16 protein-coding genes and 1 pseudogene are annotated in these 12,470 nt (G+C 70.4%); 5 read left to right on the top strand and 12 right to left on the bottom strand.

What is annotated here, in order from left to right; genetic code table 11:
• Positions 1–501: 501 nt before the first annotated feature.
• A pseudogene (locus tag ABEA26_RS21095) lies at positions 502–1,090 on the top strand (helix-turn-helix transcriptional regulator); the annotation flags it as partial.
• A 95-nt stretch (positions 1,091–1,185) separates the two neighbouring features.
• On the opposite strand, the gene ABEA26_RS21090 reads toward ABEA26_RS21095, so the two are convergent.
• Positions 1,186–1,524 (bottom strand): GNAT family N-acetyltransferase, encoded by a 339-nt coding sequence (locus ABEA26_RS21090; protein ID WP_345594410.1) that lies wholly within the window; start codon positions 1,522–1,524, stop codon positions 1,186–1,188.
• 22 nt (positions 1,525–1,546) lie between these two features.
• Positions 1,547–2,536 carry a pirin family protein gene (locus ABEA26_RS21085; protein WP_345594408.1) on the bottom strand — a complete coding sequence of 330 codons (990 nt, stop codon included), beginning with the start codon at positions 2,534–2,536 and terminating at the stop codon, positions 1,547–1,549.
• Between the two features lie 113 nt (positions 2,537–2,649).
• Between ABEA26_RS21085 and ABEA26_RS21080 the strand changes: the two genes are divergently transcribed.
• A complete protein-coding gene (locus ABEA26_RS21080; protein WP_345594406.1) occupies positions 2,650–3,138 on the top strand; it encodes a carboxymuconolactone decarboxylase family protein in 489 nt (162 codons plus the stop codon).
• Positions 3,139–3,719: 581 nt separating this feature from the next.
• Here the strand turns inward: ABEA26_RS21080 and ABEA26_RS21075 are convergent.
• Both ABEA26_RS21075 and ABEA26_RS21070 read right to left on the bottom strand, forming a co-directional pair.
• Positions 3,720–4,130: a (4Fe-4S)-binding protein gene (locus tag ABEA26_RS21075; RefSeq protein WP_345594404.1), complete on the bottom strand. Its 411-nt coding sequence runs from the start codon at positions 4,128–4,130 to the stop codon at positions 3,720–3,722.
• A gap of 32 nt (positions 4,131–4,162) precedes the next feature.
• Positions 4,163–4,471 carry a GNAT family N-acetyltransferase gene (locus ABEA26_RS21070; RefSeq protein WP_215204229.1) on the bottom strand — a complete coding sequence of 103 codons (309 nt, stop codon included), beginning with the start codon at positions 4,469–4,471 and terminating at the stop codon, positions 4,163–4,165.
• A 211-nt stretch (positions 4,472–4,682) separates the two neighbouring features.
• Between ABEA26_RS21070 and ABEA26_RS21065 the strand changes: the two genes are divergently transcribed.
• The gene (locus tag ABEA26_RS21065) at positions 4,683–5,150 is read left to right on the top strand and encodes a MarR family winged helix-turn-helix transcriptional regulator (RefSeq protein ID WP_345594397.1); all 468 of its coding nucleotides are present in this window, start codon (positions 4,683–4,685) and stop codon (positions 5,148–5,150) included.
• Here ABEA26_RS21065 and ABEA26_RS21060 read toward each other — a convergent pair.
• From ABEA26_RS21060 to ABEA26_RS21040, 5 genes are all read right to left on the bottom strand, one after another.
• The gene (locus ABEA26_RS21060) at positions 5,147–5,440 is read right to left on the bottom strand and encodes a nuclear transport factor 2 family protein (protein WP_345594396.1); all 294 of its coding nucleotides are present in this window, start codon (positions 5,438–5,440) and stop codon (positions 5,147–5,149) included. The two genes, ABEA26_RS21065 and ABEA26_RS21060, sit on opposite strands and share 4 nt — an antisense overlap.
• A 2-nt stretch (positions 5,441–5,442) precedes the next feature.
• On the bottom strand, positions 5,443–5,754 hold the full coding sequence (locus tag ABEA26_RS21055) for a MoaF-related domain-containing protein (RefSeq protein WP_345594394.1): 312 nt from the start codon (positions 5,752–5,754) through the stop codon (positions 5,443–5,445).
• Positions 5,755–5,993: 239 nt separating this feature from the next.
• A complete protein-coding gene (locus ABEA26_RS21050) occupies positions 5,994–6,740 on the bottom strand; it encodes a phosphotransferase family protein (RefSeq protein ID WP_345594393.1) in 747 nt (248 codons plus the stop codon).
• Positions 6,741–6,746: 6 nt separating this feature from the next.
• Positions 6,747–6,980 carry a hypothetical protein gene (locus ABEA26_RS21045; protein WP_345594392.1) on the bottom strand — a complete coding sequence of 78 codons (234 nt, stop codon included), beginning with the start codon at positions 6,978–6,980 and terminating at the stop codon, positions 6,747–6,749.
• Positions 6,981–7,139: 159 nt separating this feature from the next.
• The gene (locus tag ABEA26_RS21040; protein WP_345594390.1) at positions 7,140–7,466 is read right to left on the bottom strand and encodes a WhiB family transcriptional regulator; all 327 of its coding nucleotides are present in this window, start codon (positions 7,464–7,466) and stop codon (positions 7,140–7,142) included.
• Between the two features lie 975 nt (positions 7,467–8,441).
• Between ABEA26_RS21040 and ABEA26_RS21035 the strand changes: the two genes are divergently transcribed.
• Positions 8,442–8,747, top strand: a complete 306-nt coding sequence (locus ABEA26_RS21035) for a hypothetical protein (RefSeq protein ID WP_345594389.1) — start codon at positions 8,442–8,444, stop codon at positions 8,745–8,747.
• 34 nt (positions 8,748–8,781) lie between these two features.
• Here ABEA26_RS21035 and ABEA26_RS21030 read toward each other — a convergent pair whose 3' ends face one another.
• From ABEA26_RS21030 to ABEA26_RS21020, 3 genes are all read right to left on the bottom strand, one after another.
• Positions 8,782–9,147, bottom strand: a complete 366-nt coding sequence (locus ABEA26_RS21030) for a hypothetical protein (RefSeq protein WP_345594387.1) — start codon at positions 9,145–9,147, stop codon at positions 8,782–8,784.
• A 382-nt stretch (positions 9,148–9,529) separates the two neighbouring features.
• On the bottom strand, positions 9,530–9,766 hold the full coding sequence (locus tag ABEA26_RS21025; protein ID WP_345594385.1) for a hypothetical protein: 237 nt from the start codon (positions 9,764–9,766) through the stop codon (positions 9,530–9,532).
• Positions 9,767–9,993: 227 nt separating this feature from the next.
• A complete protein-coding gene (locus ABEA26_RS21020) occupies positions 9,994–10,647 on the bottom strand; it encodes a TetR/AcrR family transcriptional regulator (protein ID WP_345594383.1) in 654 nt (217 codons plus the stop codon).
• A 120-nt stretch (positions 10,648–10,767) separates the two neighbouring features.
• On the opposite strand from ABEA26_RS21020, the gene abc-f reads away from it, so the two are divergent.
• Positions 10,768–12,390 (top strand): ribosomal protection-like ABC-F family protein, encoded by a 1,623-nt coding sequence (abc-f, locus tag ABEA26_RS21015; RefSeq protein WP_345594381.1) that lies wholly within the window; start codon positions 10,768–10,770, stop codon positions 12,388–12,390.
• Positions 12,391–12,470 lie beyond the last annotated feature (80 nt).

Below are 12,470 nucleotides of genomic sequence, written 5' to 3'. Positions count from 1 at the left end.
TGAAATGATGCAAACCGGTACACGCAATCCTTCCGAAGGGTAACCGCCGCCCGCTCGCGATCCCGGTGACGCCCGGCCAACACCACGACAGTGTCTGCACACGCCCTCTGTTGGAGCGGACCCGTGTTCCCCGCCCAGGCCCCGGCCGGCCGTGCTGACTCGACCAAGTCATCGCAAACAAGGGTTACAGCTCCCGCGGCTCTCGCGCCTACCTGGGAGAACGCGGCATCGCCCACACCATCCCCGAGAAGACCGACCAGCGATGGAACCCGGCTGAGGCGCGGTGGCCCCGGCGGCCGACTGCCAGGGTTCGACCGGGAGACCGACCGGCGGCGCAACACGATCAAGCACTCAAGCAGTTCCTTCTTCCCTACGAGGGCCGTCCGCTGCGCGCCGGACCCTGACCGCGCCCTCGCTGAGTTCCTCCGCCGGCAGTTCTACGCCTCGCTAGGCTCCGGGTAGGCCAAGTCGAGAAGGCGTCCATCCTGACTGGCCGTGGAGCTCAGCCGGGCCATCCATGCCCGCCAGGAACTGCGCTTCGACCACACCCCGGGTCCGGGCGCCGCCTCCGGCGCTTCGCGCCGCGCAGAGCACCACTACCTGGTCACCTGGCGCCATCGCTGGTACCTCGTGGCCTTCGACCTCGACCGCGACGACTGGCGCACCTTCCGCGTCGACCGCATCCGGCCCCGCACACCCCCCGGCCCCCGCTTCACCACGCGCGAACTCCCCGGCCCCCGCTTCACCACGCGCGAACTCCCCGGCGGCGACGTCTCCACGTTCATCGCCAGCCGCTTCCGCGGCAACGACGGCATCACCACCGACTGGCCTTGCCGAGGCGACGTCATCCTCCCTCTCACGGCCGCCGACGTCACCCCCTTCGCCCAGGACGCCGTCGTCGAGGAACTTCGGCCCCCACCACTGCCGGCTCGCCCTCGGCTCCTGGTCCTGGACCGGACTCGCCTCCGCCCTCGGGCACTTCGACACCGACGTCACCATCGTCGGTCCACCGCAGACGGCCGCCGCCTTCGCCGACCTCGCCGCCCGATACACCCGCGCCGCGCGTTCGGAGGGCGGTCCGCCGCCGTGAGAAGCGCCCTCGCCGCGACCCTTGTCTTTCGCGAGAGGCCGTCGACGGAGTGCGACCGGTTGGCGCCCCTGTCGCACGGGCTCCGTGGGGACCGCTCAGTCGAGCTGTGCCTTCAGCCACCGCAGGACGTCTCGTGTGACCGGGTCGGTGATGTCCGCGAACTCGTCGTGCCGTTTCAGAAACTTCACGACGTAGGGGCAGACCGGGACGATGCGCATTCCGGCCGCGCGCACGTCGGTGAGTGCCTGCTGGACCAGCTGTGGGGCCAGCCCTTGGCCGGCGAACGCCTCATCGATCTCCGTATGGAAGAAGACCCGCTGCGCGCCCAGGTCGCGGTACGCGGTCAGACCGGCACGCTGGCCGTCGACCAGAATCTCGTACCGGTGATCGGCGTCCACACGCTCGACGACCGCAGGGGTGGAGGACTCGCTCATGGTGTGCCTTTCGCAAGGGGGGTCAGCGGGCCGGCGGGTTCCGGCGCGGTGTGATGACGGCGTGTGGCAGGGCCGGGGCGGGAAGACGGCCGCCTGGAAAGTCGTCGATGACGCCGAAGCGGTCGGAGGAGGCTTCCCAGTCCTCGCGGGCTTTCACGATGTCCTCGTGGCTGCGGCCGATGAAGTTCCACCACATGACGATCTCCTCTCCGAAAGGAGGTCCTCCGAGGAGGACGGTCCGGGCCGTGGCATCGGACTCGTTCACCATCGTCAGGGTGTCCACGCCGCGCGGGACGTAGCCGAGTTCGGCACGCCGCAGCACGGTGTCGATCAGGCGGACGTGCCCGCTGTCCACCAGGAGGCCGTGCTCGAAAGTCGCGTCCACTGCGAGAGTGATCGCCGCACGGGGTTCCATGACGATCTCGGCGCCGAGCAGCGGCGTGAACGCCCGGACCGGGGAGGTCCGGCCGGCGAGCGAGCCCAGAAAAACCCTGATCCCGGCCCCGTCGACCTGCGCGAGGTCGGGCACGTAGTGCTGGAAGTCGCGGGCGGTGTCACGGTGTTCTCCGGGAAGCGCGACCCACAACTGGACGCCGTGGAGGACGGTGGTGTGCGGGGTGGAGACCTCTGAGTGGGCGATGCCGTATCCGCCGGTCATGAGGTTCATCTCGCCGGGCCGGATCAGCGCATGGCTGCCGAGGGTGTCGCGATGTTCGACCTCTCCGCTGAACAGCCAGCTCACCGTCTGCAGACCGGTGTGCGGATGCGGGGGCAGGTCCATGCCACCCGACGCGGCGACATCGTGCGGACCGTAGTGATCGGCGAAGCACCAGGCGCCGATGAGCGTGCGCTCCCGCTGGGGCAGCGTCCGCCGCACGCGTATCGCGCGCGGACCGCCGAGGGGGACCTCTCGAGCCGACAGGACATCGACCCGGGGGGATCCGGTCGGCCGGTCGCGTTCGGCGATCTCTCCGCAGCGCAGAGCCGCGGCATCGGTTTCCGCGTTGCTCATCGGGAGCACCTCCTGGTCGTTTTGGTTGTCACATCAACTAGAATGCCACGGAGGCAGGCCGATGGCCACAGCACCCGGACACAGGCCACCGCACGACCCGAAGGAGCCCCGTCGTGAGCGACCACACCCACAACTCCCCGGCCCGAAGGGTCTTCATCGACAAACAGAGCCCCCAGGCCTTCCGCGCCTTGGCGCAGGTCTCGGAAGTGGTGCGAACGACAGCCTCCGAGGCCGGACTCGACCGCACCACCGTGGAACTGATCAACCTCCGCGTGTCCCAGCTCAACGGCTGCGCCTACTGCCTCGACGTGCACACCCGAGCGGCCCTGCGGGCCGGCGAATCACCGCAGCGACTCGGAGTCCTGAGCGCATGGCGGGACACCGGCCTGTTCACTCCCCCGGAGCGCGCCGTCCTCGCACTGGCCGAGGCCACCACCGATCCGGCGAACGCCTCGATGCAGACGTCCGCATACGAGGCCGCCCGACAGGTCCTCTCCGCGGACCAGATCTCGGCCGCGATCTGGGTGGCGGTCACCATCAACGCGTTCAATCGCGTGTCGATCATGAGCAAGCACCCTGTACCGCCGCGTGGCGACTGCTAGGGCCACTCTTTCGGATCGTGGCGGTCACCGGATGGCGCTCCCGGCTCCCGCGTCCGGGAAGTCCCCGAAGTGGTGCGCCGGTCGATTTCTGAGGGCCGAGCCCTGGCGGATCCGCCGGGCAGGCGAAGGTGAAATCCGGTGGCCACGCCTTCTCCGCAACGTCCCTGGGGTCGCCGGGATGACGCACAACACTGGTGCCCCGGCGACGATCACACCGGAGATGGCTGCTCAGATCCGCAGGTGGCGCTGCGACGAGGACTGTTCTGGCGCGCTGCGGCACGGGCCGCGTCCGTTCTGTGGGGCTCCCCAGGGGGCAGCAACCAGCTCTTCGGCGAAGACCTCTGTGCGGCCGCAGCGGAGCTGCTGGGTGAGAACCCCTGCCGGGAACCCTGGAACTGACGCTCGCCGGACGAGGGGGTGGCGACAGTGCGGGTCGCAGCCATTGGGTTGACGGCTGCGACCAGCACTCCCGCTTCGTGGCGGCAGCACGTCACAGGTCGCAGCCGGAGCACCGCACGGCCGGGGAGATGGGCTCGGCTCCCGGGCCCTGGGGTCACCCGCGGGAGGCGGGCACGGCCGCCTCACCGACCGCAGGGCCCCGCGTGGTCACAGTACGGTTGGAGACCGCTCTGACCGCAGCCGCACAGGATGACCCTGGTCTCGGCGCGTGCGCCGTGCGGCGTGTCCACGCTCAGCTGCCCGCGCACGGCCAGTTGCCCGGCGGCGCTTCGGGTGATCGTGGTGGGCTGTTCGGGGGTTTCCGTCCCACCCGGCACGAGTTCGTACTGGAGCGCGCCCGAGGGACAGCGCCGGACGATCTCCGCCAGGCGCTCGGCCGTGGTCCTGTCCGGCTGGATCCACGGTCGCTTCGTCGGGTCGAACACCTCAGGCAGCCCCTGGACGCATTCGGCGGCGTGGAGGCAGCGCCTCGCCTCGAAGGTCACCGTGATCGATTCCGTTTGATATGCCTTCTGTTCGGCTTCGCCGCTCATGCCCGCCTCCCGCTCCCGTCGTGCTCGGCTTGTCAGTCGGTGACCTTGCTGCGGGACTGGTACAGCAGGTCCTGGTACTCGGGGTGCCTGCTGATCCAGCCCGCGATGAAGGGACAGGTGGCCAGCACTCGCAGGTTCGCGGCGCGCGCCTCGTCGAGGGCCGTGCGGGCCAGCGCGGACCCGACTCCCGCGCCCTCGTACTCCGCCTCGACCTCGGTGTGCACGAACGCCACGAGTTCCGCCGTACGGATGTACTCCGCGACGCCCGCCACCTTGGACTCTCCATCAACACGGGCCTCGTAGCGCTTCGCCTCGGGCACGTCTCTCACTTCTACCGTCATGTGTCCTCCTCGTGCACCTGATACCGCCCGGCTCGGCAGGAACCCGTCAGCCAGGACATCAGCCTAGCCCTACGATGTTGACGCATCAACTGAAACCTCCGCGGGACGTCCGCGGTGCAGCGCGGGATGCCGGACTCCGGACCTGCGGGAAACACGGCTCACACCAGCACGTTCGGTAGATGAGCTCTCAACGATTTCGTAGACTGACCTCATGGACGCACAGCCGCGCTGGCTCGACCCGGAGCAGAAGGCCGCCTGGGACAGCTTCATCCGCATGCAGGAGAAGCTCATCGGACGGCTGTCCCGACGCGTCCAGGCCGACTCCGGGATGTCGGCGGCCGACTACATCGTGCTCGTCAGCCTCACCGAGAGAGGTAATGGCCGGATGCGCTTCCTGGATCTCGCCAAACTCGTGGAGTGGGAGAAGAGCCGGATGTCCCACCAGGTCACGCGGATGGCGAAACGCGGGCTCGTAGCGAGGGAGGAGTGTCCCGACGACGGACGCGGAGCGTTCATCGTGGCCACCCCGGCCGGCTACCGGGCGATCGAAGAGGCCGCACCCCTGCACGTCGAGCACGTCCGCCACCTGTTCATCGATGCCCTGACCACGAACCAGCTCAGGACACTCGGCCGAATCTCCCAGCGCGTCCTGGACCACATGGAGAAGCAGCCTGACTAGACCATGGCGTTGCCGTTGGCTGATTCTTCCGGAGAGACGATGTCCTGGACGACGTCCCAGTGCTCCACGATGCGTCCGTCGTCCAGCCGGAAGCCCTCCAGGTTCGGAACGACCTGGCGCAGGATGTCGAGCCCATTGGGCATCTGCGGGCTGTGCTGAATGTAGGGCTCGGCCCAGTATCGGTCTATCGCGGTGAGGTCCTTGTCGGCGAACAACTCCCGCATGGCGGTGACGACGATGTCGACGTTGCTTTGCGCCTGATCGTCCTGCGCTGTGGCGTACTGGGCCATGGTCAGGCCTCCTCGATCGTTCCGGTGAAGTGGTGGAGCTTGCCGTCGACGGTCACGTTCGAATACAGCATCCCGTTCTCGAAGTCCTCCAGGTGCGTCACCGTGGCCCCACTCGCCTCGGTCCAGGAGTTCAGGTAGACGCCTTCGCGGATCTCCCGCAGGTTCAGAGCCACCGTTTCGGCGTGACCGTCGGGGGCGAGACCCGCGCCGTGCACCACCACGAAGCTGCCCCGGGTCGGCGAGTCGAAGGCGAAGCGCACCTTCAGGTCGCCGAGGTCGAAGCGGTAGCTGCGGCCGGTCAGCTGCCTGGTCATGAGATGCCCTTCCGGCAGAGGAGCACATCTTCGATGGTGAGTTGAGTTCAACCTGCGGCCGGCCGGCACCCACGAATCACCGAACGCCCCGGCGACCGAGCTCCGCGGATCGGCGTACGCCCGGATTGCCAGCATCACACCGTGGTCACCGGCGCAGAGGCCAGCGAGGTTGAGGAGCGGGCCGACGCAGTTCTGCGGCGGGTCCGCATCCACGTCGAACCAGCCGCAGAGAACCCCGATCAGGTCAGGCCGGCGAGCACCTCGGCCATCGCACCGTAGCTCTCGCGGACCGCGTCCGACTTGCCCAGCCGGTGGCGTTCGAGTCGGATCGCGCCCAGGTGCCGGGCCTCGTAGACGCGCGCCCGCCACACCGCTGAGGGCGAGCGGTCCAGCGCCCCGTAGGGCTCCCAAAACGCGGTCCGCTCATCGTCCTTGGCCGTCGCCATGCGGATGGTCCAGTCAGCGGCCGGGTCGCCGAATAGGCAGCGATCGAAGTCCAGGACGCCCGTCACCTCCGGCTCGCATGCTGCCGAGTCCATCAGGGCGTTGACAGTCCACAAGTCGCCGGTCAGCAGCCTCGGCTCGGTGACCTCGTCCAGCACGGCGCGGTCGTGCGCGGCCGCCGCGGCGACCTTCCGCACGTCGGCCGCGTCCAGGCCGGCGTCGTCCAGGTCGGCGGCGATCTCCTCCAGCGACGTGATGACCGCCTCGCTCCACGTCCCGTACCCCGGGCCGTTGACGGGCCCGAAGTGCGGGCCCCGCACGTCTTGTACGCGGCGGGTGATGGCGCCCAGTTGCCGGAAGAACGTCGGCCACACGGTACGCGGGTATGTCCCCAGTTGCTCTGGAGCCGGGACGCCGTCCAGGTACGTCTGGATCATCCAGTCCCGGCCGATCACCTCGTGTGACCAGTCCACCGCGATCACCTGCGGCATCAGCGGCGCGATCACCGCCAGCCAGGGCACGGAGGCATATTCGTTGCGCATCAACTGCTACTCGGAACGGCACTGGCTGCCCGGCTCCGGTGCCACCCTTAGGATCACCGGCCTGTCCTGGCCGGCCAGCTCGACCTTGTACGTGCTGTTGTACATGCCCAGGCCCAGCTCGACGGCGGACAGAAGGCGGGACTCGGAACCGAAAGCCCGGTCGCACACCGCCTTGATCTCCTCGGGGGCCAGCGACTGCTGGAACGCTCCTGTGATGCGCTTGACCGGACGGAACTCCATGCGACTCCTTACTACTTACTACGGCGCTCAAGCTCGGTGCCTTGGCGTGACTGGGGCCAGCCAGTCTCCTCCGCCACTCATCGCGCCCGGCTGGGTCCCGTGCAGGCCTATCAGCCGCTTCACGCCCTCGGCAGACACGACCTCGGCCAGCTGGGAACGTCACCCGGTGGCTTCCCAGGGCCGTGCTCCGTCGGGGTGCGCGAGTCGGTCGTGCTCCGATCGGGCGGCCTCGAGCAGGCGGCGCCAGGACGTGACCAGAGGACGCCGTCGCAGGAGGGCCCGCCGATCGCGCTCGGTCATCCCACCCCAGATTCCATGCTCGATCCGGTGGTCGAGGGCGTAGGCAAGGCACTCGGTGCGCACCGGGCAGCCGGTGCAGAGGGCCTTGGCCCGGTTCTGAGCCGCTCCGTCGACGAACAGCTCGTCCGGATCAGCGGTGCGGCAGGCCGCTCCCTCACCCCAGATCTCCCGGTCTTCCCCGATCACGTCTATGCCGTCCTCTCCCCGGTCCGGCCACCCGCCCTCCCCTGAGCAGGCGCAGTCCGCAAACGGTACGGCACGCCCACGGAGCGTGCGAGATCACCGACTGACGGCAATCCCCTCGGGTGACGGGGACTTGACGGCGGTCTTGGTGGTACTTGGTGTCTCAGCCGGTGGTCGAGCAGCCGGTGTTGCCGTGAAGGGCCCGCCAGATCCCGGGCGTCCTCAACGCCGAGCCGGTCTGACGTGGCGTCCCATCGTGCTGAGGCGTCCACTGGCTACCGGCGCAGGCGCGAGAGCAGGCCGGGCCGCCCGGACGCCTTCGGATCGGCATCCGGCGCGGCGATCTCGGGAGGCTGCCACCGTGGAGGCCCCGTCCGCCCCCCGCTCCCCTGCCGAGGCGTCTGCCGCGACAACCGCTGCGGCCACCACCGAGGCGGGCGGTTCGCCGACGAGGGAATCGGGTGAGTCACCGGCGGCGGAGTCGGGCGAGACCACGGCCGAGTCGTCCGCGAGTGAGAAGCGCACGGCCGTCGCGGTGGCCACCGCACCGGCGGTCCCGGCCAAGGCCGCCGGCGGCGTCGACAGCGGGCGTCCCCGCAAACCCGTCCTGGTCGTGGCCGGGATCCTCGGGGCCGCCCTGATAACCGTTCCGCTGCTGCTGGCAGGTGACACGGACGACGGCGAACGGCCCAAGAGCACACGGGAGTTGGCCGCCGGGAAGTCGGACACCGTCCTGGACCCGGGGTCGGCCGGCGCCGCCCTGGACGACTACGTCGTGGAGAAGCCCACCCCGACGGCGACCGAGAAGAAGCCGGAGCCGAGCCGGCCGGTCAAGGCGGTCGCTCCGCCGCCGGCGCCGAAGCCCGAGCCTCCGACGCGGGCCCCGAGCCGAAGCCCGCGACGAGCGCCCCGGCCAAGAAGGCCGCGCCCAAGCCGAAGGCCGAGCCGACCCCCGAGCCCGACTGGACCGCCTCGACGGTGCACGCCGTCAGCACGCTGGAGGTCAGCCAGGCCTGGACCACCAACCGCATCCGCAGGGTGACGCAGCCCGACGGCAACCTCGTCGTCTACAACGAGAAGAACAAGGCGACGTGGGCGTCGATGACCTTCGGCGAGAACCACCGGGCCATCTTCCAGGCCGACGGCAACCTCGTCATCCACAACGGCGACGACCGCCCGATCTGGGCCACCGACACCTGGGGCAACGAGGGAGCCCGGCTGGTCCTGCGCGAGGACGGCAAGGTGGTCATCGCCCGCTCCGGCAACGTCCTCTGGTCGACCTGACCTGCCGTTCCTCTCCTGGGCGGCCCGTGTGGCGCTACGTGCCGGGGGTCGACTCGGATCGCGGGACGGGCGCAGGGGTGCGCTTGCGGCGCGACGTCCGCGGGGCCAGGACCTTCAGCGCGATCGCCGGGCGGAACAGTGCGGCAGGGGAGGACACCATGTTGACCACCCGCACGAAGGCCGTCCAGACCCGGGCATCGCCGACCGCCACGTGGAAGAGACGTGTGTTGTACCAGTGGGCGAAGCGCGCCCCGAGTGGCCGGCCGTGCGGGTTCCACCTATTGCGCTCGACGGCGAGCAGGACCCCGGCCCGGGGCACACTGGGCGCGAAGAGCATCTGGTAGGCGATGTGGAAGTCAGGATGCCCGGGGTGGTCCTCGTCGAGGCGATCGAAGACCATCGACGTGTACGTGACCTTCGCCTCACCGTGCGCTTCGGGGGCACGGTGACGCCCATCGCGCCCAGCCACCGGGGCAGGGAGCTGGACCGCCCGGAGGCGTCCACGACCAGATCGGCGGCGATCCCGACCGTCTCCGCATCCTGTGTCCGGCACGTCACCCCGCTCACCCGGCCCGCGGGGCTCCCGGTCAGGCCCGTGCACCGGGTGGACGACAGCAGGGTGACGCCGGGCAGTGCGAGCACCCTGCGGCGCAGCCGACGTTCCAGTTCGTCGCGGGTGAACGTCTGGATCCGGACACCGGTGCGGTCGCGGGGCGCGAACCCGACAGTCAGCAGGAAGTCGATGCCCTCCCCGTAGTCGAAGACCGGCGCCCCCGCCCGCCTCAACTCCTCGCGCAGTCCCGGAAACAGCCGCTCCAGGATCTCCCCGCCCTGGCCAGCATCGCGTGGGCGTGGTGACCCTGCGGTGCGCCCGGATGCACTCCCGTCTCCCCGTCCATGGCGTCCCGTTCGACGAGAACGACCTCGTCGAAGAAGTCGGCCAGCACACGCGCGGTCACCAGACCGGCGTAGCTGCCACCGATGACAACGGCCTTGCCCCAAGGGCTTTTCGCTCCCATACCGCCTCCCCTGCGCGACCCGGCTCCGGCTCGCGCGGCACACCAAGTCAACGGCACCGCTGCCCGCTGTGGAACCAGGCTCGGGGAGCACTCGGGGAGCGCACCGCAGCAAGGCAGGGCCGGACGGGAGCACTGACGCTCCGACCCGGTCCACCGTGCGACTGACGCGGCCGAGTCACGGTGGCCGCGCCGGGTGGCCGTCCGGCGCACGGTCCTGCGCGCCGCGCTCAGATGTCGCCGGGTTCCGGAGCGGTGAAGCCGGGTTCCGGAGCGGTGAACGCGCCGGTGGACGCCGCGAGGGCTGCGGTCCTGGCCGCCATCGCGGCCAGTCCGGGTTCGGCGGGCAGGCGCATCAGGGCCAGGCGGTGGTAGAGCGGCGCGGTGGCGCAGATCAGCAGGGGTCGCGCGAGCGTGCCGGGCGGCACTTCGCCGCGCTCGACGGCTCGCCCCACGATCGGCTCGCAGCGGGCGTACCGGTCCTCCCAGAAGCGGCCGAGGGCACGGGCCGCGTCCTCGGAACGGAAGGACGCCGCGATGAGCGCCATGGTGGCGGGCGGCCGCTCCGTCAGCGCCGCCAGGATCTGGTCGTTCAGGGCCAGCAGGTCACCGAGGAGCGAGCCCGTGTCCGCGGGCTGCCACGCGTCGTCGCCCGCGGTGTCAAACACGTCCGCGAGCAGACCCCCGACGTCCCGCCAGCGCCGGTACACGGTGGTGCGGTGGACGCCCGCGCGGGTCGCGACGGCGTCCACGCTCAGCGCGTCGTAGCCGTGCTCGACCAGCTCCGCGCGGACCGCGTCGAGCACCTGCCGGCGGATGCGGCCGGTGCGGCCGCCCGGGCGTGACACGACCGGAGATCCGGTTGCTCTGCGGAACGACGTCATGCCACCATGTTAATGCAACTGTTCTCGCACTAGTGAGGCCGCCGATGCTCTTCCGAAGCGTTCACCCGATCTCCCAGCCGATCCCGGCCGCCTCGTTCCCGAATGCTTCGGAGTACTCGTATGCCTACACAGATCACCGTTTCGGACGTCACCAAGTCCTTTGACGGACGCCTCGTCCTCGACGACGTCTCCTGCACGTTCGCCGTGGGCGAGCGCACCGGCATCGTCGGTGAGAACGGTTCGGGCAAGACCACACTGCTGCGCCTGCTCGCCGGTCGTGACCGGCCCGACCAAGGCGAGGTCGTCGTCCACGCCGAGGGCAGCGTCGGCTACCTCGCACAGGACGAGCAGCTGCTTCCCGGTGCCACCGTCCAGGAGATCGTCGACCGGGCCCTGAGCGACCTGCGGGCGATCGAGCGGCGGATGCGCGCCCTCGAGGCGGCCATGGCCACGGGCGACGAGTCGGGGATGGGCGAGTACGGCGAACTGGCGACACAGTACGAGCTGCGCGGCGCCTACGACGCCGATGCCCGCGTCGACCGCACCCTGCACGGCCTGGGCCTGGAATGGCTCGACCGGGACCGCACGGTCAGCAGCCTCTCCGGTGGTGAGCAGGTCCGTCTGCGCCTTGCGGCCCTGCTGGTGGCCTCCTCCGAGGTGCTGCTGCTGGACGAGCCGACCAACCACCTCGACGACAACGCCCTGGGCTGGCTGGAGGACCACCTCCGCAGCCGTCGCGGCACGACGGTCGCGGTCTCCCACGACCGGGACTTCCTCGAGCGCGTGGCCACCGGCCTGGTGGAGGTGGACGGCGACCGGCACGGCGTCGTCCGGTACGGCAACGGCTATGCCGGCTACCTCGCCGAGAAGGCGGCGGCCCGGCAGCGATGGGCCCAGGCGCACCAGCGGTGGCAGGCCGACGTGGACCACTACCGGGAGTCCGCCGCGACCACGGCCCGCCGGGTCGCCCCCGGCCGCGCCATCAAGGACGGCAACAAGATGGCCTACGACCGTGCGGCGGGGCGCGTTCAGCAGTCGCTCGCCAGCCGGGTGCGGCAGGCCGAGGAACGTCTGCGGCGCCTGCTGGCGGACCCGGTCGCACCGCCGCCCGAGCCGTTGCACTTCGCCCCCGTGCTGCGCTCCGGTGCGCTGGGGGGCGTCATGCTCCAGGCCGAGGAGGTCGCGGTCCCCGGCCGGCTCGCTCCCGCCGGCCTCCAGGTGTCGGCGGGCGAACGGCTGCTGATCACCGGGCCGAACGGAAGCGGTAAGAGCACTCTGCTCCAGGTGCTGGCCGGGGAACTGGCGCCGAGCGAGGGCCGTGTCGTGTGCCGGGGCCGGATCGGCCATCTTCCGCAGGAGCCGCGTCCGGGCCGGCCGGGTGACACGCTGCTCGCCGCCTTCGCCCGCGGCTGCCCGGGAGACCCCGACGAGCATGCGGAACGGCTGCTCGCCCTGGGCCTGTTCGACGGCGAGCAGCTCACGGTACCGGTGGACCGTCTGTCCACGGGGCAGCGTCAGCGGCTCGCCCTGGCCCGGCTGCTCAGCCGGACCTGGGACGTCCTGCTGCTCGACGAACCCACCAACCACCTCTCCCCCGCCCTCGTCGAGGAGTTGGAGGCCGCACTGCTCGCCTACGACGGCACCCTCGTCGTCGTCAGCCACGACCGGCGGTTGCGCCGGCGCTGGCAGGGTGCGCGGATGTCGCTCGACCCGGCGTCGCTGGCCACCGCCGCAAGGAGCTGACGGCGCGCACCGCCCGGCCCTCCCCGGGGAGACGGAGCGGTGCCCACCGACTCCCGTTCCGGTGCGGCACGCCGCCCCCG

The organism is Streptomyces marokkonensis (assembly GCF_039539045.1).
In the GTDB taxonomy this organism is placed as follows: Bacteria; Actinomycetota; Actinomycetes; order Streptomycetales; family Streptomycetaceae; genus Streptomyces; species Streptomyces marokkonensis.
Note: the sequence above shows the minus strand (reverse complement) of the source record. Positions and strands in the feature narration are given on the sequence as shown.

Coding starts and splice junctions, on each gene's coding strand:
- ABEA26_RS21065 (WP_345594397.1), top strand. CDS start 4,683: ATGGACGCACAGCCGCGCTGGCTCGACCCGGAGCAGAAGGCCGCCTGG.
- ABEA26_RS21030 (WP_345594387.1), bottom strand. CDS start 9,147: ATGGTCTTCGATCGCCTCGACGAGGACCACCCCGGGCATCCTGACTTC.
- ABEA26_RS21075 (WP_345594404.1), bottom strand. CDS start 4,130: ATGAGCGGCGAAGCCGAACAGAAGGCATATCAAACGGAATCGATCACG.
- ABEA26_RS21070 (WP_215204229.1), bottom strand. CDS start 4,471: ATGACGGTAGAAGTGAGAGACGTGCCCGAGGCGAAGCGCTACGAGGCC.
- ABEA26_RS21050 (WP_345594393.1), bottom strand. CDS start 6,740: ATGCGCAACGAATATGCCTCCGTGCCCTGGCTGGCGGTGATCGCGCCG.
- ABEA26_RS21020 (WP_345594383.1), bottom strand. CDS start 10,647: ATGACGTCGTTCCGCAGAGCAACCGGATCTCCGGTCGTGTCACGCCCG.
- ABEA26_RS21060 (WP_345594396.1), bottom strand. CDS start 5,440: ATGGCCCAGTACGCCACAGCGCAGGACGATCAGGCGCAAAGCAACGTC.
- ABEA26_RS21045 (WP_345594392.1), bottom strand. CDS start 6,980: ATGGAGTTCCGTCCGGTCAAGCGCATCACAGGAGCGTTCCAGCAGTCG.
- abc-f (WP_345594381.1), top strand. CDS start 10,768: ATGCCTACACAGATCACCGTTTCGGACGTCACCAAGTCCTTTGACGGA.
- ABEA26_RS21055 (WP_345594394.1), bottom strand. CDS start 5,754: ATGACCAGGCAGCTGACCGGCCGCAGCTACCGCTTCGACCTCGGCGAC.
- ABEA26_RS21085 (WP_345594408.1), bottom strand. CDS start 2,536: ATGAGCAACGCGGAAACCGATGCCGCGGCTCTGCGCTGCGGAGAGATC.
- ABEA26_RS21025 (WP_345594385.1), bottom strand. CDS start 9,766: ATGGGAGCGAAAAGCCCTTGGGGCAAGGCCGTTGTCATCGGTGGCAGC.
- ABEA26_RS21090 (WP_345594410.1), bottom strand. CDS start 1,524: ATGAGCGAGTCCTCCACCCCTGCGGTCGTCGAGCGTGTGGACGCCGAT.